17 protein-coding genes are annotated in these 18,283 nt (G+C 42.7%); 4 read left to right on the top strand and 13 right to left on the bottom strand.

Features of this window, described 5'->3' with window-relative positions; genetic code table 11:
- Positions 1-128: 128 nt before the first annotated feature.
- The 3 genes from AT705_RS17565 to AT705_RS25335 all read right to left on the bottom strand — a co-directional run bounded on the left by AT705_RS17565 (position 129) and on the right by AT705_RS25335 (position 1,925).
- Positions 129-866, bottom strand: a complete 738-nt coding sequence (locus tag AT705_RS17565) for a hypothetical protein (protein ID WP_157576838.1) — start codon at positions 864-866, stop codon at positions 129-131.
- Positions 850-1,665: a Tll0287-like domain-containing protein gene (locus AT705_RS17560; protein WP_167551995.1), complete on the bottom strand. Its 816-nt coding sequence runs from the start codon at positions 1,663-1,665 to the stop codon at positions 850-852. The genes AT705_RS17565 and AT705_RS17560 overlap by 17 nt, the downstream gene beginning before the upstream one ends.
- A 95-nt stretch (positions 1,666-1,760) precedes the next feature.
- Positions 1,761-1,925, bottom strand: a complete 165-nt coding sequence (locus tag AT705_RS25335; protein WP_157576836.1) for a hypothetical protein — start codon at positions 1,923-1,925, stop codon at positions 1,761-1,763.
- Positions 1,926-1,967: 42 nt separating this feature from the next.
- Here AT705_RS25335 and AT705_RS17555 point away from each other — a divergent pair, with 42 nt between their 5' ends.
- From AT705_RS17555 to AT705_RS17545, 3 genes are all read left to right on the top strand, one after another.
- Positions 1,968-2,303, top strand: a complete 336-nt coding sequence (locus AT705_RS17555) for a DUF3703 domain-containing protein (protein WP_058797561.1) — start codon at positions 1,968-1,970, stop codon at positions 2,301-2,303.
- 225 nt (positions 2,304-2,528) lie between these two features.
- Positions 2,529-3,272, top strand: coding sequence for a helix-turn-helix domain-containing protein (locus AT705_RS17550; protein ID WP_058797560.1), 744 nt, complete (start codon positions 2,529-2,531; stop codon positions 3,270-3,272).
- 346 nt (positions 3,273-3,618) lie between these two features.
- Entirely contained in the window at positions 3,619-3,933 is a 315-nt protein-coding gene (locus AT705_RS17545) for a hypothetical protein (RefSeq protein ID WP_058798044.1), read from the top strand.
- On the opposite strand, the gene AT705_RS17540 is transcribed toward AT705_RS17545, so the two are convergent.
- From AT705_RS17540 to AT705_RS17525, 4 genes are all read right to left on the bottom strand, one after another.
- The gene (locus AT705_RS17540; protein ID WP_157576834.1) at positions 3,920-4,207 is read right to left on the bottom strand and encodes a hypothetical protein; all 288 of its coding nucleotides are present in this window, start codon (positions 4,205-4,207) and stop codon (positions 3,920-3,922) included. The two genes, AT705_RS17545 and AT705_RS17540, sit on opposite strands and share 14 nt — an antisense overlap.
- A gap of 338 nt (positions 4,208-4,545) precedes the next feature.
- Entirely contained in the window at positions 4,546-5,160 is a 615-nt protein-coding gene (locus AT705_RS17535) for a type II secretion system protein GspG (protein ID WP_058797558.1), read from the bottom strand.
- Positions 5,161-5,284: 124 nt separating this feature from the next.
- A complete protein-coding gene (locus AT705_RS17530; RefSeq protein ID WP_058797557.1) occupies positions 5,285-6,283 on the bottom strand; it encodes a fatty acid desaturase in 999 nt (332 codons plus the stop codon).
- Positions 6,284-6,432: 149 nt separating this feature from the next.
- Positions 6,433-6,870, bottom strand: a complete 438-nt coding sequence (locus AT705_RS17525) for an acyl-CoA thioesterase (RefSeq protein ID WP_058797556.1) — start codon at positions 6,868-6,870, stop codon at positions 6,433-6,435.
- Positions 6,871-7,519: 649 nt separating this feature from the next.
- Between AT705_RS17525 and AT705_RS17515 the strand changes: the two genes are divergently transcribed.
- Positions 7,520-10,372, top strand: a complete 2,853-nt coding sequence (locus AT705_RS17515; RefSeq protein WP_058797554.1) for a TonB-dependent receptor plug domain-containing protein — start codon at positions 7,520-7,522, stop codon at positions 10,370-10,372.
- A 132-nt stretch (positions 10,373-10,504) separates the two neighbouring features.
- On the opposite strand, the gene AT705_RS17510 is transcribed toward AT705_RS17515, so the two are convergent.
- The 6 genes from AT705_RS17510 to AT705_RS17485 all read right to left on the bottom strand — a co-directional run bounded on the left by AT705_RS17510 (position 10,505) and on the right by AT705_RS17485 (position 18,234).
- Positions 10,505-12,145 (bottom strand): methyl-accepting chemotaxis protein, encoded by a 1,641-nt coding sequence (locus AT705_RS17510; protein ID WP_058797553.1) that lies wholly within the window; start codon positions 12,143-12,145, stop codon positions 10,505-10,507.
- Positions 12,146-12,482: 337 nt separating this feature from the next.
- The gene (locus AT705_RS17505) at positions 12,483-12,971 is read right to left on the bottom strand and encodes a hypothetical protein (protein WP_058797552.1); all 489 of its coding nucleotides are present in this window, start codon (positions 12,969-12,971) and stop codon (positions 12,483-12,485) included.
- A 117-nt stretch (positions 12,972-13,088) separates the two neighbouring features.
- Positions 13,089-13,523, bottom strand: a complete 435-nt coding sequence (locus tag AT705_RS17500; RefSeq protein WP_058797551.1) for a hypothetical protein — start codon at positions 13,521-13,523, stop codon at positions 13,089-13,091.
- 161 nt (positions 13,524-13,684) lie between these two features.
- Positions 13,685-15,742: a hypothetical protein gene (locus AT705_RS17495; protein ID WP_058797550.1), complete on the bottom strand. Its 2,058-nt coding sequence runs from the start codon at positions 15,740-15,742 to the stop codon at positions 13,685-13,687.
- A 341-nt stretch (positions 15,743-16,083) separates the two neighbouring features.
- Positions 16,084-17,055, bottom strand: a complete 972-nt coding sequence (locus AT705_RS17490) for a hypothetical protein (protein WP_058797549.1) — start codon at positions 17,053-17,055, stop codon at positions 16,084-16,086.
- Positions 17,056-17,262: 207 nt separating this feature from the next.
- Positions 17,263-18,234, bottom strand: a complete 972-nt coding sequence (locus AT705_RS17485) for a hypothetical protein (protein WP_058797548.1) — start codon at positions 18,232-18,234, stop codon at positions 17,263-17,265.
- Positions 18,235-18,283: the final 49 nt, after the last annotated feature.

The raw sequence follows: 18,283 nt of genomic DNA, 5'->3' as shown, positions 1-18,283 counted from the left end.
ACGCTTTTCCGATGTGAGATATGAGCAACGAGACGTTTTAAGGTGATGCCAGAGTGCAGTATGAACCACCAACAAAAGTAAGCGCTCACATCGAACTTATGCAAGGGTGACAAACTTACACATCTGATTTAGTTCGCTTTGGTTACTTCATCCAGCATGAAAAATTCATAGAGCTGCTTGTTCAACTGTTTTGTATAAGCCTCCGTAATTTTTTGTTTTACTTCGCTTGAGAGCAATGGGCTCATCCCCAAAGAGACAGGGCTAGAAAAACCGTAAAATAGTGAGCAAGCAATGGACTTGGACAGTGGGTTACTATGATGATAGACATTGACGGGGCTGGGGTGATAGAAACCGTCTAACCGGCCTTTTAACAGTAATTGTATTCCCCTGTTTAACGCATCATTGCCTTGGATCACTTCTAAAGTAACAGAGGAACGATCAAATGTGGGAACAAGTGGTAAATTGGTCGGCACGCCAATAACTAATCCATCTAAAACTCCGGGGGCACTTAAAAATGGAATGTATTTATCTTTTTTAAAACACAGGCCCGGTACAACATTAAAAATTGCTTTCCCGGCAACGGGGAGTTGATCTCCCTGCTCAAGATATGGAAACAATATGTCTATATGACCGCGAGATAGCTCTCTCAGCCCTCTTTTATTTGGTAACAATATAAATTCTACTTTACTAAAGTCATCTCGATACATGCTCTTTAAGTAACGCGGCATTGAACCAGTGGCTTGTTTTTGCAAAAAAGAAACATGAGGCGGGTATTCAAGCAAGCCTATCCTTAGCTTATCCGCAACGGTACTTTGACTAGCAAGTAATAGTCCCAGCACGATAACTAAACTAGTTACTTTCGTCATATCCGGCCACATTTTCGCCGTAGATCACAACACTGATCCCTCCGCCTAACTCGCCCAGTTTCCATCCTTCCATATAAAAACCCGTTCTGTCTTTTGTCTGCCATTGGCTTTCTTCTAACCCGTTGTTGACAGGGTTATCTTTTGGTCGACCATGGCAATTAAGGCATAAGGGCGTCATCCTCACTGGCCGCATATAGCGAACCGCCGGCTGCCCCTGGTAGCTGGCTTTACTGTCCAGGATTATGCTGTTTTGGTCTTTCACTAGTGTGTTCAGGGCTTGCTGTTCCCACTGATCAGGAGCGCTCAGGGTGTTTCTGATCCGACTCCGCACATTGGTAAACTTTATATTAATACCATAGCCCCGTTCGCGAAATTTAGTGGATAGCTGAAAAGCAAAAATAGCGGGAATAAACCCTTTGTAGCTTATATGCTCATCTAAGAGAAGTGTGCGGTTATCTTCCATAACTAATACCATGTGCTTTAGCAATAAGTTGATGTACTTATCCTCGCGGCTGGGAAAATCCTGTGCAAACAGGGCTCTGTAGGTCTCTTTTACATTGTCTGTAAGTGCAGAGCCAAATAGTCTAGATTTATTTCCTTGTGTTGAATTAATCAATTTTTGTTGGCTAAAAATGTACAACAGAGACGCATGGTATGTGCGTGCAACGTCATCGATGCTCTGCTCAATTGAATGCTGATTGTTGTTTTCAGATGTGTAACCGGTGGCCGGTAGAATACAACAGGCCACACACAGGAAACTGATACTTAGACGTACACTTCTGAATCTCAACGCAGTCATTTTATTCATTTGATATATCAAAGATTAGTCAGCATTTAGCTGCAATAATAAACGGCAATAGCTTTCCTATTCCTAACTATAGATTAAAAAGCGAGCTAGTAGCAGCCAGTTGCCATCGTCAGACACGCTACGCTTGCCCGTCTGTGCCAGCTCTCCATAAACGGCATGCGTTCAAGCCAGGCACTTTTGTCAACTAACATAAGCACAACAGTAGCCAGTTTATTCAATTCATCCAGCTCCTCAGCGATTAGAATGGCCATGTAAAAGGTCGATACTCAACCCAAACGATGAGGTACAGTACTATGAATCAGAAACTAACACTGGCATTTCAAAAGGAAATGACCGCCGCTAAAGCGCAGTATGAAAAAGCTCAATACAGTAAGAGCTTCTATCACTTAGAAAGAGCACACATTCTGGGGCAATCCTTTATTATTCCTCACACCCAGTCGCACTGGTGGATGCTCAAACTAGGATACAAAACCGGTAGCGTGAAGGAGGTGCTGGGGCAAACAGCCCGGATCATTGCTTCTGTTATCTTCTCCAAAATTTGGGTGCCAAAAGGCAATACGGGTGGCACCAATGTGAGCCCTATTAAGCCAATGCCAATTCCAGCCGATCTGGCAGAATACTTGAAATAGCTCCACCTGGCATCTAACGCGCTTAGTACACAATGCTGCGTCAGTAAAAACACCATACGATTCAGCTTGGGAAGGCGCAGGGCCAGCCAAGCGAATATGATGCTGTGTCAGGCATGTAGACAGCCATTTACCTAAAAATTACGATACAATTAATGTGTATTGCTGGGGCATTACCAGCCCCTCCAGCGCCCAAGAAATGCAAAAACAAACCCGGAGACGATTGGTGTGATAACCTCCAATGTATGGATAGACACAGGCCTTGTGCTCATTTACGGCTCACAGTTAGATGCCAACTATCACCAGCATGTTGCTATACAGCTAGTATGGCCATGTTGTGACTCATCGTCTGAATTAAATGGAGAGGCGCTCCAGGGCTTGGTCGTTATCGCGTCTAAACAGAGTCATTGCCTTAAGATGTCTAAAGGATGGATCTTATTAGTGGAACCACACAGCCTGTTAGGAGAGCAGTTAGAAGCAAAATTACAAGGTCAGCCTATGGTTTCCTTTGAACTTAACGCTGACGAAAAGGCGCATCCCCCTTTTGACAAAGAAAGCGCTTTTCAGCTTGTTGCGCCAATCTTCCGAGTAATGTCAATTAAGCAGACTTTACTGAACTGTAATCACAGCTCAGTCACTGATGAACGTATTCAGAGGTTACTTAAAAACCTGGATGCCTGTTTTGTGGAAGACTGTATAAAGCCAGAGCACTGGCGTGCAGCCGACGTCGCACAAACCCTTAATCTGTCTGAAAGTCGATTTCTGCACATCTTCAAAGATCAGGTTGGTATTGCGTGGCGCCCTTTTCTGTTGTGGCGAAGATTGATTTGTGCGCTACAAGCACTCGTAACAGGTAAGTCCGCAACAGACGCAGCCTACATGGCAGGGTTTTCTGACAGCGCGCATCTTAGTCGCACTTTTCGCTCTACATTTGGTATGAGTATCACGCAAGCTAAAAACCTGATTAAGTAACCCCTGCACGTTTATGCCCCTTTGCGTTGGCAGTTCCGGTTAGTCAACGCTCACGCGTTGGCGGGAGCCGCTCGCTGCAACTTTAAGCCATTATTTGAAGCATGTATTTTCAGGCTCCATTTCACCGCTGCTAAAACAGGTGCTAGTAACGCCAAGTGTCTAATATTTGTTCCCAGCAATACTAACAGAAAATTGACACCTATCGTGTCATCAACCACAGATGTCATCAGGCAGTGATTTTTTACCCTCTACTTTCAAGGCATAGAAAAGCGACATCAGCATACTGCAAAGCCTGGTTCGAAAAATGCATAAATGGATCAAAGTCAAACCAGAGAATGTCACCAACATGAATAAAAGTACCAATACAGTTTATGTGTTAAGCGGATATGCGAAATGTTCAACCTCTAATACAGGGAAGTACAAACTCGGCAATAAACACTCCATTGGCCTCTTAACAACCGATGAAAACTATCAGGACAATATGCATCAGCTTAAGACCTTTATTAAGGACCTAGGGTGGGAATCCATTATGTTTTGTATGGTGGAAGAAGTTGAAGACATTAAAAGCTTATCGAACGACGTTTTGATATCCAGTTTTCACCGTGCGCAGAAAAACGGTCAATCGTTAGTGGTGAATGATCTCCCGATTACAGTGCATTAAGGTTACGAATTAGTGTACATTTGATGTACATTTGAGACACCCACGCCAAAGCTTGTAAACCACAAACAAAACAGGACAAATAACACTGGGTGTCCCTCCTGGGTGCCTCCTGGGTGTTGGTATAAAACTCAATATCTACCAAATCCTGCGCCAGGTTCTTGTAAACAATGGCTGAATTTCGGTAATGACCAAGCACTTCCGCATCTTTCATGGCATACAAAATTTGTGGGATCACCAACACGCTTATTTGTGTATGTTCAAAAACCGTTTTCATTTTTCTATTTTTGACAGTGCTCAAAGGAGCATTAATCGCCACGACAACCCCGACCCCTAAAAGGGATGATAACCACCTGTTAGAACTACTCTAACTACACCTGTTATGACATGCAATCAGGTACAAAGCTTTGTTTGGACATCCACTTCAAAGCTTGGTCTTCCAATATCAGTCACTTAAGGTTGGCTGTAATCTAAATGGGAAAAGAACTGATTACGCTGGGTGCAACTTTGCTCGGATATCCAATCTCCAAACTTGAAGGTCTTTCAACTTGAAACTAGCGCCCTTCGAAAAACACGGTTCAATTGGGTGTCTTTATTCCACTTACACCACTGTATTTAAAGGATAACAGAAGCAGCAGCAAGCAAAAATACCACTAAAACAAAATAACAAAGCACTCCCAAGTGGAAGCCGAACATTGATTTTTCGATTGAATTTCCTTTTCTGTAAGCCAGAAATACACCGGCAATATAAGGTGGAAGACCTACTCCGAAGCCTGTTAATAACAACAAAAGAAAAAACTCCTGGAAACCATGTTGTTCTTTTAGCCCACATTCAAATTCCCCCCAGTTTCCGCACCCCCTGTTAGTACCAGTACCGCCAGGCAGTCCATCTTTACCATATGCCCATATATCAAATCCTTCCGGGTTATTTTTACCGGGTGATAGGTATAAATAGTCCCTGCCCCAAGGGTCTTCAGGTAGGTCATTGATAAGTTTTCCTTTTTTACAAGGGCAGCTTTTACTAATAAACACTTCCTGAGCCAACACACCTAAACCTTGTTCATTAGTTGGATAACTACCGAATTCACGATGGTAAAACTCAACGGCTTCAGCCAACTGTTTAATATCTAGATAAGCTTTTTCTTCCGGTGATAGCTCTCTACTTGAGCTTTTAGCAAGACCTGAGATGAGAGTAATAATTACTAATACCATAACTTTAATTTTTTGCATTGAAGTTTCCTTGTTTCCCCAACATTTTAGCCGGACATCTAATCACCATGTTTGTAAGCCTTTCAGTTTGATACTGGCGACAGCGCAGAGGCCAGCTTCAAAAACAAGGCCTGGCCCTTGTGTTTTATATTTTCTCTTCTGGCGGGTAATGATTCGCATGCTTCAGGCTGTGTAAGTCGTCAAAACGGACGCCATGCTGAGCCATAACAGGGCGTATTTTTTTACTAATCAGCTGGCGAATATAAAAGGGCTGATTCGGCACAAAGTGATGAATGGTGTGTGTACGGCCAAAATCAAAACAAAAGAGCTGAAACGGTAAAAACCAGCGACTGGTGATCACATGTGTTTGCTCGAGTACATTGCTGACGCCACCATAATAATGCATTGAAGATGTGATCAAGTTGAGAGACGTCGAGCGGATAATATTTGGCACAATCAAAACCACCATCAGGAACTCTGCAACCGCCAGTAGCTCAACTCCCCACTTAGATAGTTCAAATGGATGAAAAAATTGCAGCACATGAAAAGCGATTACACCGTATAAAATCGCAAAGTATGCCGTCGCAATGGGAAAACCGGCATTGAAGACCTGAAAAAACCTGAAATCGCGAATTTCCCTACTAAAGCGCTTTGAACTAATCAATAAGCCTAGCAGACCGTCTATGATTATGACCGCTCTTAAAAAAGGAGATTTAATGCCATTACCCACTAAGCGCTCTTCTAGGTCTTGTGAGGTGCCAGACACTTTGTGATGGTGTAAATGAATTTTTTTGCGATACCAGGGGTTCACAGTGTTTGGTCGCATCAGCCACACGACTAACATCATGAAGTTATGTATAAGCGGACGTTTACTAAAGTACAGCTTGTGGATCAGGTCATGCTCAAGTTCATGTGTAATGGAAGTAATAAAGGCTACCAAGAGAATGCACAACCACGCGGGAATAGCAGCAAAATAATAAAGCGCAGCAACCCCGGTGAAGGCACATAATGACAACAACAGAATAACCAGCGCTATGCCATTTTGCTTTTCAAGTATAGGATAACGCGCTCTGAGCGATTTCTCTTCTGCTTTAATCGCCGTCACTATCGCTGTTATGTTTTGTTTCGCGGTCAATTTTGGCATTGATAGCGTTGCTAACTTATTGATACCAAAATCATACCGTAAATGGCAGACTTTGGGCACGCCTATGCCCAAAGTTTGACTCACTTTCACTCATGTCTGAGACAACTGGCGCAGCGTGTTTGTGCATTTACAGAAAAAGTTACTTGCCCCTATTGGTCACAATCCATCTCGTATTGCTTAAGTATCGACAACATATTCTCTGGTATTGGTGACTTTTGCCCTGTTTTCATATTAAACATCACCACATTCGCATATCCTGTTGTACATATGGCCTGCTGTGACTCACTAAACGCTTCATAACGCATGGTGAAACGATCTTCTTTGATGTCGGTAATATACGAGCCAATATAGAGGGTATCCGGAAAAGTAACCGGTCGTTTGTATTGCGCATACGTATCGCGCAATACAGGGCTATGGGTGGGCTCTGATAAGACCGAAAGCAGCCCTGTTTGTTGTAAAAAGTCGATTCTTGCGGTTTCGAAGTAACGAAAGTAAGACACATTGTTCACATGCCCCAGCGCATCCATTTCACCCCATACCACGTTAATTTTGGTCTTAATTTCAAACTTCTCGAAAAATTCCTGCATGATGTTGCCTGTCGTTATGATTATTGCCCTTGAGGGTAACAACTCATCGTACCAGCAACAAGCACTCTGCGATACGCATAAAGACGTGATCCGTCAGCTGGCGCTAAACTCACCCTTCATCAAAACATGTAAGCTACGGGTGGGCATCTACACTATTAGGTTCAATATGGCATCATTCAAATAATTTTGCTTGTTGAATATGACCATACACTACTTCCTGAATTTAAGCTTTTTGACCTACATGGAGTCGAACTACCACATCAAAGCCGAGTACACCCTTAACACAAAAAACAAACGCCAGAAACACAAAATTAACCGGTATATTTACTTCAAACAAATTTCCAATGCAATTAATGCAACTTTAAAACATTTCCGCACAAACTACTGAAATAAATTAGACCACAACCAATGCAATGAAATAGTTAATAAAAAGTAGCTAAAAATTTCTGTTTATAGATCAATAGAACCATCGAAACACGAACTAGAATACTATATTCCAAAACAATCTTTGACAAGTTGACTTTTTTTCAATTGCCCAGTTTGTTGCTCTCGCTACACTGCTCCGTAGAGTGGCTTATATAACTTATTGATGTATTTCGGTTATTCACTTGCCCTGTTAATAATAACAATAAACCATCAAGGTACTCTTATGACTTACACTTTATCGCCTGTGCATATTGCCATCACGACAGCCCTAGTTTTGATGCCAAACTCTGGTTTCTCTGCCGAAAAGATAAATGAATCAGATAACAAAAATGAAGACAATGAGATTGAGATTGTTGCGGTAACAGGTTCTCGATTGATCCGTCCCGAACTAACTTCTTCTTTACCAATTACTACCGTGACGAGTGAAGACATTGCGCTAAGCGGGTTAACTTCCATTACCGATATTTTCACACGTTTACCAGCAATGAATGGCCACCAGGTTTCTATTGATGAAAACTTTGGAGCCGATGCAAGAAATAATGATGGTCGACAAAAAATTCAATTACGCGGTTTAGGGTATGCTCGAACCTTAAACTTGCTTGATGGCGTCAGAATGGCGGCTGATACTGATGGTTCAGTGGACATTTCAATCATCCCCACGACTATGCTAAAACGGGTTGATATTAAAAAAGGGTCAGCATCTGCAATTTATGGCTCGGATGCCATTGCGGGGGTAGTTAACTACCAGTTACTAAAAGACTTTGAGGGTATCAAGCTGAATGTCTCGACCGGGATCAGCGAATACAATGATGCCCCAACTCACACTTTTAGCTTTGTCGGCGGCACCAGCTTTAACAAAGGTGGAGTTACATTAGGAGTGGAAGCTAAGAAAATAGGAACATACAACAGAGGCTCGCGAAGTTTCTACTACCCCGATAGAAGTTCACACAAAGTTAATGGCATTTTTGAAGGTACCAACTGGCTAAGTATTTATGGGCCTGATGGCAATGCGACTTATGCAGATTGCGATGCAGACACCGCCACAGCAACCTACCACATGATGCACAGAAATAATGGCACAAATGGCAGTAGCGTAGATGACTTTTCTCCGTTCTCTGCAACTTATCGTGGACAAGTCGGGCAAGCCTGCTGGGAATTAGAAGAAATAGCGCAAGAAGAAGCCGAGAAAAAATATAAAGAAGCACATGGCTATAACTTTCAAAGTGAAACGCTAGACGCATCCGAAAGAACCGAATACAGCATACTGCTAAACACCTATTACAATTTTACAGATACACTTGAAGGTACCGCTCAATTACTTTACGCCGACAAAGAAAACTACGCGCAAGAGGCTGCAGCGGTAGTGTCTGGCCTGTTTGTAAGTAAAGATAATGAATACAATCCATTCGGCCGCGATGTACGTTTGAACCGTCGGTTGACTAACCTCAATAAACGGAACACAACAACGGATACAACGCCGTTTCATGTACGCCTTGGGCTCAATGGCGAACTATCTGAAAATTGGACCTGGTCAACAGATCTTGTACATAGCCGCTATGAAGCGAAAACAACTTATCCTGAAGCACTGAATAGGACTTTGTTACAAGATAGTCTAAGCGGTCCCGAGGTTTGCCTTGCTGAAAATAATTGCTCACCACTCAACCCTTTTGTCGACCTTGAGCAACTTAATAGCGATTTGCTAGATGCAATTATGGTTGAAGGTATTTGGAGTAAGCACAAGGCCACGACTAACACTTTTAATCTAAGTGCGGTAGGAGACGTTTTCAGCTTACCTGCAGGTACTATTCAAATGGCAGTCGGGGTCGAGTACCGCACAGAAGAAGCCAGCAATCAATTCGATGATGTGAGAGGAAAATATAAATTAGTCGGTAATCTTAGTCAGGAAGACAGCAATGTTCCGCCAAAACGTAAAATCAAGGAAGCATATATAGAAACCAGCATTCCAATCGCTGAAGACGCTTATTTGGCGAAGCATTTAAGTGTTGAGCTAGCGGTTCGCTACTCTAATTATAGTGATTCGGGGTCATCAAGTACGCCCTCTGTTAATATCTACTGGAAACCAATAGAACAACTCATGGTTCGAGCTAATTACTCTGAAGGTTTTCGAGCACCAACTTTATTTGATTTATATCGTGGCAAAGAAGTATTCACAGATCGTTGGTACTCCAACTCTTCCGATCCATGTAGTAATACAGGCTGGGAGCAACTGGCATTGTGTAAAAGCTTTGGTGCAAAAGTGGCTGAAGCAGAGCCCTACCAGTGGTCATTTGAAATGGGCGGCAATGAGAACCTTAGCCCGGAAACGTCTACATCCACTAACTTAGGCTTTGTATGGACCCCTGAATACCTTAAAGGCTTTACTGCCACATTAGATTTCTGGGAAGTAGACATTGAAAATGCGCCAGAGCGTTTAACCAGGGTAATGCTGCGTGAAAATGCGCGCACCAATGGAGAGTTATTTGCCGATCTAATTCAACGAAACCCAACAACTCATGTACTTGAACATTATAAAAGTATCGTCATTAACATCGGTAAAACGAGATCCCAAGGCCATGATCTAGATTTAAACTACACTTTTCCAGACACACAAATAGGCCGCTTTCAAATAACCTACTCATTAGCAGAAATCACTCAAGGTGATAACCAGTACTTAGGTGATGACAAATGGACTCCCTATATTGGTCGATATAATAATTTAGAGACAAAGCAATCATTTGGCATATTTTGGAATAAAGGAAACTGGAATTCTTCTTTCACAATGGCGTACGGTAGTAAAGCATTTAATTCGGATGAAGACGATGTGCTTGATTTAACAAACGTGCCAGAAAAAGACCAATACAGAACAGCCAGAGACTTTGCTCTGGACTGGTCGCCGTCTTACGACTTGAAAACGCTAACGGTTGGCTATGACGCACAGCAATATGGACGATTTAATCTCACTGTACAAAACCCATTTGGTGAAGAGCCACCATTTTTGGATGTCGCACGAGGCTATGACCGCGGGCCAAACCCGAGAGGACGCTACTACACTTTATCCTGGTTCAAAGAGTTTTGATCTCCCTTTTCTACTCTGATTGCAATTCTCACTAAGTTCCAGGAAGTCAGAACGTAAACAAGGCACGGATGCCTTCGCACCAATTCAGGCACGCAAACGACCTCTTCAGCTTGACGCTGAATTCACCAGTTATTAAAACAAACTCACCTCGCTTTTGTTGGTTGACAGTCGCTCAACCAAAGATTGCAAATCAACCGATGCTTTATTCACTGCAACAGAGACCTCATCGCTTTGTGCCATTTTTTCCAGCGTTTCAGAAATCACTAGCATTTGCGCGACGTCCTCAACAATACTTTGCGAAATATCTTGCTGTTGCACCGCATTGTCATCCACTGAGTGAGTCACCGTGATCAGACTATCAAATGACGTTGAGGTTTGGCTTAGTACACTGCTCACTTGTGCCACCGATTGAGCCGTTTGCGTTGTTTTGGATAGACCGGATTGTATCGCGCTCACTGCCCGTTGAGAGCTTTGCAAAGTGCCGTCGATAATGTCTTTTATTTCGAGTGTTGAATTTTGAGTGCGTGTAGCAAGGCTCCTGACCTCGTCGGCTACCACCGCGAACCCTCTTCCTTGCTCACCTGCCCTGGCAGCTTCTATTGCCGCATTCAGTGCCAGTAAGTTGGTCTGCTCTGCTATATTTTGAATGACTTGTAACACATTAACAATTTCAGAAGAGCGGCTTTCTAGCTGCTCAATATTACCTGCAATTGCTTGCATCTCGCCAACCAGCTCACCCATCCCTCTGTCTGCTAAGTCCAGAGAAGCTGCGCATTGCGCTGTCGCTTCGCTGGTTGATTTAAACGAATCGAACGCTTGCTGTGAGTCCATTTTATTTTGTTCGGCGATAGTAGATAAACGTGCCGTGGCTTGATTTAAGCTATCGACGATTTTGCTTTGCGAAACTGAGCTGTTACCAATTTCATCGGAGATTTCCGATAATTGAGCAAATGCGGTACTCACTTCGTGGTTAACTAAATTAATTAGCCCGACACTGTCAGATAGCTTTTCCTGCATGTATCGCGCACTCTTGACCAGCTCCCCTATCTCATCATTTGAATTGTGCGAAATATTTTTTGTGTAATCCCCTTCCGCAATCGCTTTTAATACTTCGTTGAGATCGCCAATTGGCCTGACAATTACTTTTTGAATGTATAATAAAACAAAAGCAACCCCAACAACCGCAGTCAACATACTGATCAAACTTACTGTATAGCTAGTGCGAGATGAAAACGTCTGTAAATTTGCAAAGTCTGCATCCACGCCTTCATCTATCTTTTGAACAAGATCCTGCAGTGATTCACTTAGGGCTCTGTCTATACCTTTAACGTGTTGATCAGCCGTTTCTATGTTTAAACCGGAAGACAGAAAAATATCATAGCCTGCTTTGTATTTTTGTGAGGCATCACCATAGTCTTTTCGTATCTTGGCGATAAGTGTTTTAAGCGCTGTCGAATGCCGTTCCGATTGTGCAATGCTTTCGAGCACACCTTTTACTTCATTTTCTGAGTTTAAAAAACGCTGCCAATATTTATTTCGCTCTGCGACTGATTTAGAACGTATCAGCACATTTTTCCACTCCTGAACCTGAGTTTTAAACAGCGACAACGCCAACCGCCCTTGATTGGCCGCATGTATATTTTTGTCTTTAAGTTCAACAAATTGAGATTCAAGCGTATGCAAAGTAAATAACATTGCAAGTACAACAATAGCAAACATGGCTAACATTGCGGACATTGGACCTAACAGCTTCACCTTTAAGGAGCTTTTCATAGACTACCCCACACTGATCTTCAGTTACTAAGGATAGAACAATTTTCAAACTCTTTATTTCCCTGTCAAAAATAGCTTTGTCTTGGCAGGCTGTACATCTGAACTGCCAATGCGAAACAGTTCGAATTTACTTCCACGAATGCGATGTCTTTTATGTATTGAATGCTGGACAGCAGGTTCCGTGCGCCAGTTTAGGATGGGTGTCGCCCAGAATACGCGCTGCTTTGCTATCAGGCTAAATGTGCCATCCGAGTATAATCAAAACTAGGCCCGGCCAGAGTTTGTCTGTTGAATTGATGTTGAAACAAGGTGTGTTTGATTGGGTGAATGTAATTTGCTAATTCTTTATCACATGCCACTGTCCAAAAAGGTGGTCCACACATTGGGTGTTTGGCAAGCACACATCTTTGGGGTTTACTGTGCCAAAAGCATAAATGCCTTCACCTGTTCCGTTTTCATCTTTGTATGAAAACGCTTTCCTAATTAACCAGGTCCCCTGATAGTGTTGAAGCCAAAGTGATTGTAAACCGGTTTCTCTATATGGCCCAATAATTTTGCTTAAGTCTGGCTTAATCACTTTTTTATATTTGGGTTCTCCAGCTTCCCAAGCCACTGAGCTTTCATCACCCTGTGGGGATTTTTCATGCCACTGGATAGAGACATACCCTGCGTCCTCTGTGGCCCGCATAGCTTCAATAAATTGATCAGAATAAGTAAAAACAAAAGCAGAATGCTTAATCTTGCTTTCTGGCCAATAATACATTGATTTCAATAATAATATGAAAATTACTGAGAGCAGAGTTAAATATAAAAACAATTTTTTCATAAATAAAGCACCTAAAAAACAAGGGGGGTTTAAGAGCGTACCTCATCACCATTGCTAAACTTTGTATACCACACTTGTAAAAAACTAAGCAGAGTTTTCCTGCTTTCTTTGGCTGCCTTACCAATTAGCACTTTTTCTTTGCAGAGCATAGATGTGGCCCGAATATGAGACAAAGGTTTTTGAATCAGTATGGATTACAAAAGCGCCAAACCTGGACCATGTGGTATCGTTGCAAGTGATCTCGACATTCAACACTGTTGAGCCGTTTTTGATATCTAAATCTGAGAAAAACGCCTTGTGATAATTATAGAGTTCACGTTCGTTGAATAACGCTTCATTGAAGATAACGTTTTTACAGGTTACGCTGCCAAATGACACTTCTGACTTATTATACAACAGAGCCTGACCCAAAAACGTCTTGGCTTCATCTAATGATAAATTACTAATGTGTGAGTGAACTATCGTCCCTACGATCCACTCCCCGAAATAGTCTTGTGCGTAAGCTATGGATGGAGCGAGTAACGTAATAATTACAAAGAGCACTGATTTCATTTTTACCTCAAACGCGAAGCTTTGAAGAATCAAATCGTCCGGATTTATATCAGAGCAACATTCCCCTCAAAATATAGGTAAACTTGGCTGAGTGTATTTGCACTTGCTAGACTAGATACCTCTACATTTAACTTTGCATCTCTATACAATATACAGCAAAACTATTTCTTCCAAGCCATCCACTCTTTTTCCACCTGCTCATTGGCCACACTTTCATCATTGGCATGTTTATTCATATAAGCCTCCTGGAATTCACGGGCCTGGCCAAACAGTTCGGCGTCTGCCAGATTATCATTATCAACTTTTGCAATAACATCCCATATCTGTGAACTCAGCTTTAAATCTGCCTCTTCTTGCATCGCGGCAAAGTCGAGTAGATGAGAAACCGAAACATCACCATTTCCTTTCGCCAGTGACAGGTAGTCTATGACTGCCACGGGGTGCATAACATAGTAACCATCAGCACCTTCCGGGTTTTTCAAAGAATGTACTTTATCCCACGTGCATAAGAGTTTAACTATACCTGACTCAATGTATCCACCCGCTAGGTACTCAATGACTTTGGCATCATGACGGATAAGTACATCTGGCCGAGAGATGCCCTGCTCTTCGACAAAAAGTTTAAGCTCATCAATTTTACTTTCAAGGTACTCAACTTTGAATCTTTCTGTTTTAAAAGAATACTTTGATGCGAGCTTTTCCAGCTCCCGAACGGCCCGGTCCCTAATTAAATAAAAAGCAGAATCAGACATATCGGAGCTAATCGTGTTCAGACGAACACCAAATAGTTTCACATACTCACTAAAGGTGATGTCTGGTCTGCTTCGTCTATACCTGGAATAATGACTAATGAAAGCATTACCTGAATGAGACAATTCGATACCCTTTTCAACGATATGCTTATAATCTCTGCATGCTTCAATCAGGTGACTGGCTACTTCTTCCATATAATCATGGGGAATAATGGCATTGAATTCATGCTTAGTAATTAACTTATGTAACGAAGCGCCAGATAACGAATTACGATCTCCAACATTATCAAACAGTAGCCCACAAATAATTGGAATAAATACTGAAGCATCAATGTAAACATTAAGCGCTTCAACTCCTCCTAATGCATTGATAAGGTGTGATGAGTTTGTATTCAAAAATGCATCGTAAAGTTTGGCGCAAGCGATGTGTTTAGCAAAGTCTGTTCCGGCAAAGAAGCTTGACAGCTCTTTAAATATCTCATGAGTGTTTTGTTGGCCGAATTTTGACGAAATAATATCTCGGATGGACTTGTAAGACGAGTCTGCCTCTATCACTGCATCATAAATATTATAGCTCTGCCCGGATAAGTAGATAGTCAGCTCAATGAAGTTATCGAGCAATAATGCCTGAGTTTTAGCATCTAACGTTACTTTCAAGTTTGAGAGCTTATCTTTAAAATCACTCTTTAACATCTCCAGTTCAAGCTCAGTGGTCTTTTGCAATCCCGCAAATCTATCCTGCTCACTTTTCGATAGTATGAGCACCTTTTGATGGCTCTCAATTTCCGAGTTTTGAAGTAAGCGGTCAATGTTTGCGTTTAACTGAATTTGTTGCGTTTCTTCCAGGTTAAAGCTTTCAGTCACGCTTTCAATCAACTGTTCCCGTGAACATCCATTTGGTTTGCGCGATAATGTCGACATAATAATGGATTGGAAGAAACGTTGACGAAGATCCTTCGTTTTTTGATCAAACAACAGCAACGAAGATACGGCTTCATTTTTTGGTGTCAGGTACTTCTGTTCAGGTTTTGTAATCTTGATACCAAACAAAACAAGCACTTCCGATACTTTATCATGCTTGACTAGCCTACTGGCAATTGCCTGACAATCGTATTTTCTGACCGTTACAGCGTGTTCAGTGAAGATATCCTCCTCCACCTCTTTGTATGACCCTTCCGGGATCCGACGAGACGAAAAAAAGTACATAATATCAACGTCAGAGGTATGCTTAAGTTTTTTTGCATCACTGCGCAGCTTCGGCTCCCATTTTTTCTCAACCGAAATCTGTATGCCAACTTCAGTTCCGTTTGGCATATTTACAATTTTAAAGTCATGCCCACCATCGTAGGGGCCATCACAGTAATCGGCATTGGGTAACTTAAATAGGGGCATTATTATTGTTGCGATGGAGCGAAATACAGACACGTCTGCAGCTTCGATTAATCTAGATAAGGATTCAATGTTCATTATGTTCTATTTACCTGTAATATCCTGTCCACCTGGGTTCATTTAATGTAATGCAACCTACAGCAAAAGTGTCTATTCTAAGGCTGATTAGTCATCCCAGCTAACAATGCAACGTGACATACTTAGTTTTTATTATCAAGCAATTATGTGGGTTTGTAAATTTGACGCTTAGCTAAGTGTCACATACTGGCATGGCAAAAGTGCCATCAAAATAGAGTGCCTACCGGACGTGTAGGGAATCCTCCAAGTGACCCTCGCTGCACTGTAGTTTGGTTCAGGCAACACGAGTTCGCACCCAAGCCTGAATTTGGGTAAATTGAAATGACATTGAAGAAAAAGTGTTAACCCAGTAACCGCTCGCACTGAATCAAGTTGGCTCGTCGCCTTTTGTTAAGGTGCTCACAGTAATCCGTCATCGCTTGCTTTCGCCCCACTGCACCATGAAAGACCTTCGTAAATTGCGTAGTGAGCTTGAGCCAGTTGTCTGGCTCTATTTGCAATCGTGTCAGCAGTGGCTGGCTATCACTGATATAACCCCGCTTGTCTGCACGCATACATCGACCTGTTAATTCAACTAGCTGTATGTAATAGCTCAGCTCAAACGGCAGTCCTTTGGGTATGTGCTTTCTTGGACTACCCGCAAAGCGCAGTAAGCTTTTGGGTTGCTTTCCTTGCCGTGCATGCTCAATACGCTTTTTAATGCTGGTATAGTCTGACATTTCCGGTGTCTCTGCCATTTTGGCTCTGATTGGGTTCAGGTCTACATAAGCCAGGCACGCTGCCAGTGCTGCTTCATCCAGCAAGGCTTGTGACTTAAATCGCCCCTCCCAAAACCGGCCCGTACAAGCATCTTCCTTATTGGCCTTGCGGGCAATATCTTCATTCAAAACCCGCATGAACCAACTGATGCTCGCAAGGCGTATTCTGAATTCACTGATGTCTCCATCAAGCATATTGCGCTCTGACTCGCTCAGCTCATCACCATTGATGAATTTGTGCGTCAGCCAGTTGCCTTTAAACAGCTTATGCCAGCGAAGAACAATCGCTTTATCTGATAGCCTTTGTGCTTTTTTATCATCCACATACAACACAATATGCGTATGATTGCTCATAACTGCGTAGCCACACACATCAATGCAAAACACCTTAGCTAGGGTTAGCAATTTCTCCTCAACCCAGTCTCGCCGATGTTCATAAGACTTGCCCGTTACGCGGTCTTGGCCGCACAGAAATGCCCGGCGAACACACCGGGATATGCAGTGGTAGTATTTAGTGTCTGACAGGCTGACCTGTCTCTTCCTTGCTGTTGGCATATTCCATTATCCTCAATCCATTGAGCATTACCTAAAGGTAGACGGCGTACCTTACATACGCCAGTTTAGGGTGGATGTCGCCCCAATACTCATAGTGAAACTTGCAAGTTTAAGTATGAAATGCTGCTAAAGAATCAGATTCGGACAATACGAGAACATACCCAAGCCTGAACTTGGATAAATTGAAATAGTACTAAAGAAAAGGTGTTAACCCAGTAACCGTCTGCACAGAGTCAAGTTAGCTCGTCGCTTTTTATGAAGATGTTCACAGTAATCAGTCATCGCGTGCTTTCGCCCCACTGCACCATGAAAGACCTTCGTAAACTGCATAGTCAGTTTAAGCCAGTTTTCTGGCTCTATTTGCAATCGTGTCAGCAGTGGCTGACTATCACTGATATAACCCCGCTTGTCTGCACGCATGCATCGGCCTGTTAACTCAACCAGTTGAATATAATATGTCAGTTCAAACGGAAGCCCTTTAGGCATATGCTTTCTTGGATTGCCTGAAAAACGCAGTAAGCTTTTGGGTTGTTTACCTTGCTGTGCATGCTCAATACGCTTTTTAATGCTGGTGTAGTCTGACGTTTCCGGTGTCTCTGCCATGTTGGCTCTGACCGGGTTCAGGTCAACATACGCCAGACACGCTGCCAGTGCCGCTTCATCCAACAAAGCCTGTGACTTGAATCGCCCTTCCCAAAACCGGCCTGTGCAACCATCTTCTTTGTTTGCCCGGCGGGCAATATCTTCATTGAGCACCCGCATAAACCAGCTGATGCTCGCAAGCCGGAGCCTGAATTTAGCAATATCACCTGCCAGCATGCTGTATTCGGATACGCTCAGCTCATCACCACTAATGAACTTGTGCGTCAACCAGTTGCCTTTAAACAGTTTATGCCAGCGAAGAACGATTGCTTTATCTGATAACCTTTGTGCTTTCTTATCATCCACATACAACACAATATGCGTATGATTGCTCATAACCGCATAGCCACACACATCAATGCAAAACACCTTCGCAAGGGTCAGTAATTTTTCCTCAACCCAGTCTCGCCGATGTTCATAAGACTTGCCCGTGACGCGGTCTTGGCCGCACAGAAATGCCCGGCGAACACACCGGGATATGCAGTGGTAGTATTTAGTGTCTGACAGGCTGACCTGTCTCTTCCTTGCTGTTGGCATATTCCATTATCCTCAATCCATTGAGTATTACTTAAAGGTAGACGGCGTG

Origin of the sequence: Pseudoalteromonas rubra (assembly GCF_001482385.1) — a bacterium.
GTDB lineage: Bacteria > Pseudomonadota > Gammaproteobacteria > Enterobacterales > Alteromonadaceae > Pseudoalteromonas > Pseudoalteromonas ardens.
The sequence above is the reverse complement of the archived record's forward strand: the minus strand, read 5'-3'. Positions and strand labels throughout refer to the sequence as shown.

What these genes read in the sequence shown, in the direction of transcription:
- AT705_RS17565 (WP_157576838.1), bottom strand. Translation starts at nt 866, where the DNA reads ATGACGAAAGTAACTAGTTTAGTTATCGTGCTGGGACTATTACTTGCT.
- AT705_RS17560 (WP_167551995.1), bottom strand. Translation starts at nt 1,665, where the DNA reads ATGACTGCGTTGAGATTCAGAAGTGTACGTCTAAGTATCAGTTTCCTG.
- AT705_RS25335 (WP_157576836.1), bottom strand. Translation starts at nt 1,925, where the DNA reads ATGGCCATTCTAATCGCTGAGGAGCTGGATGAATTGAATAAACTGGCT.
- AT705_RS17555 (WP_058797561.1), top strand. Translation starts at nt 1,968, where the DNA reads ATGAATCAGAAACTAACACTGGCATTTCAAAAGGAAATGACCGCCGCT.
- AT705_RS17545 (WP_058798044.1), top strand. Translation starts at nt 3,619, where the DNA reads ATGAATAAAAGTACCAATACAGTTTATGTGTTAAGCGGATATGCGAAA.
- AT705_RS17540 (WP_157576834.1), bottom strand. Translation starts at nt 4,207, where the DNA reads ATGAAAACGGTTTTTGAACATACACAAATAAGCGTGTTGGTGATCCCA.
- AT705_RS17535 (WP_058797558.1), bottom strand. Translation starts at nt 5,160, where the DNA reads ATGCAAAAAATTAAAGTTATGGTATTAGTAATTATTACTCTCATCTCA.
- AT705_RS17530 (WP_058797557.1), bottom strand. Translation starts at nt 6,283, where the DNA reads ATGCCAAAATTGACCGCGAAACAAAACATAACAGCGATAGTGACGGCG.
- AT705_RS17525 (WP_058797556.1), bottom strand. Translation starts at nt 6,870, where the DNA reads ATGCAGGAATTTTTCGAGAAGTTTGAAATTAAGACCAAAATTAACGTG.
- AT705_RS17515 (WP_058797554.1), top strand. Translation starts at nt 7,520, where the DNA reads ATGACTTACACTTTATCGCCTGTGCATATTGCCATCACGACAGCCCTA.
- AT705_RS17510 (WP_058797553.1), bottom strand. Translation starts at nt 12,145, where the DNA reads ATGAAAAGCTCCTTAAAGGTGAAGCTGTTAGGTCCAATGTCCGCAATG.
- AT705_RS17505 (WP_058797552.1), bottom strand. Translation starts at nt 12,971, where the DNA reads ATGAAAAAATTGTTTTTATATTTAACTCTGCTCTCAGTAATTTTCATA.
- AT705_RS17500 (WP_058797551.1), bottom strand. Translation starts at nt 13,523, where the DNA reads ATGAAATCAGTGCTCTTTGTAATTATTACGTTACTCGCTCCATCCATA.
- AT705_RS17495 (WP_058797550.1), bottom strand. Translation starts at nt 15,742, where the DNA reads ATGAACATTGAATCCTTATCTAGATTAATCGAAGCTGCAGACGTGTCT.
- AT705_RS17490 (WP_058797549.1), bottom strand. Translation starts at nt 17,055, where the DNA reads ATGCCAACAGCAAGGAAGAGACAGGTCAGCCTGTCAGACACTAAATAC.
- AT705_RS17485 (WP_058797548.1), bottom strand. Translation starts at nt 18,234, where the DNA reads ATGCCAACAGCAAGGAAGAGACAGGTCAGCCTGTCAGACACTAAATAC.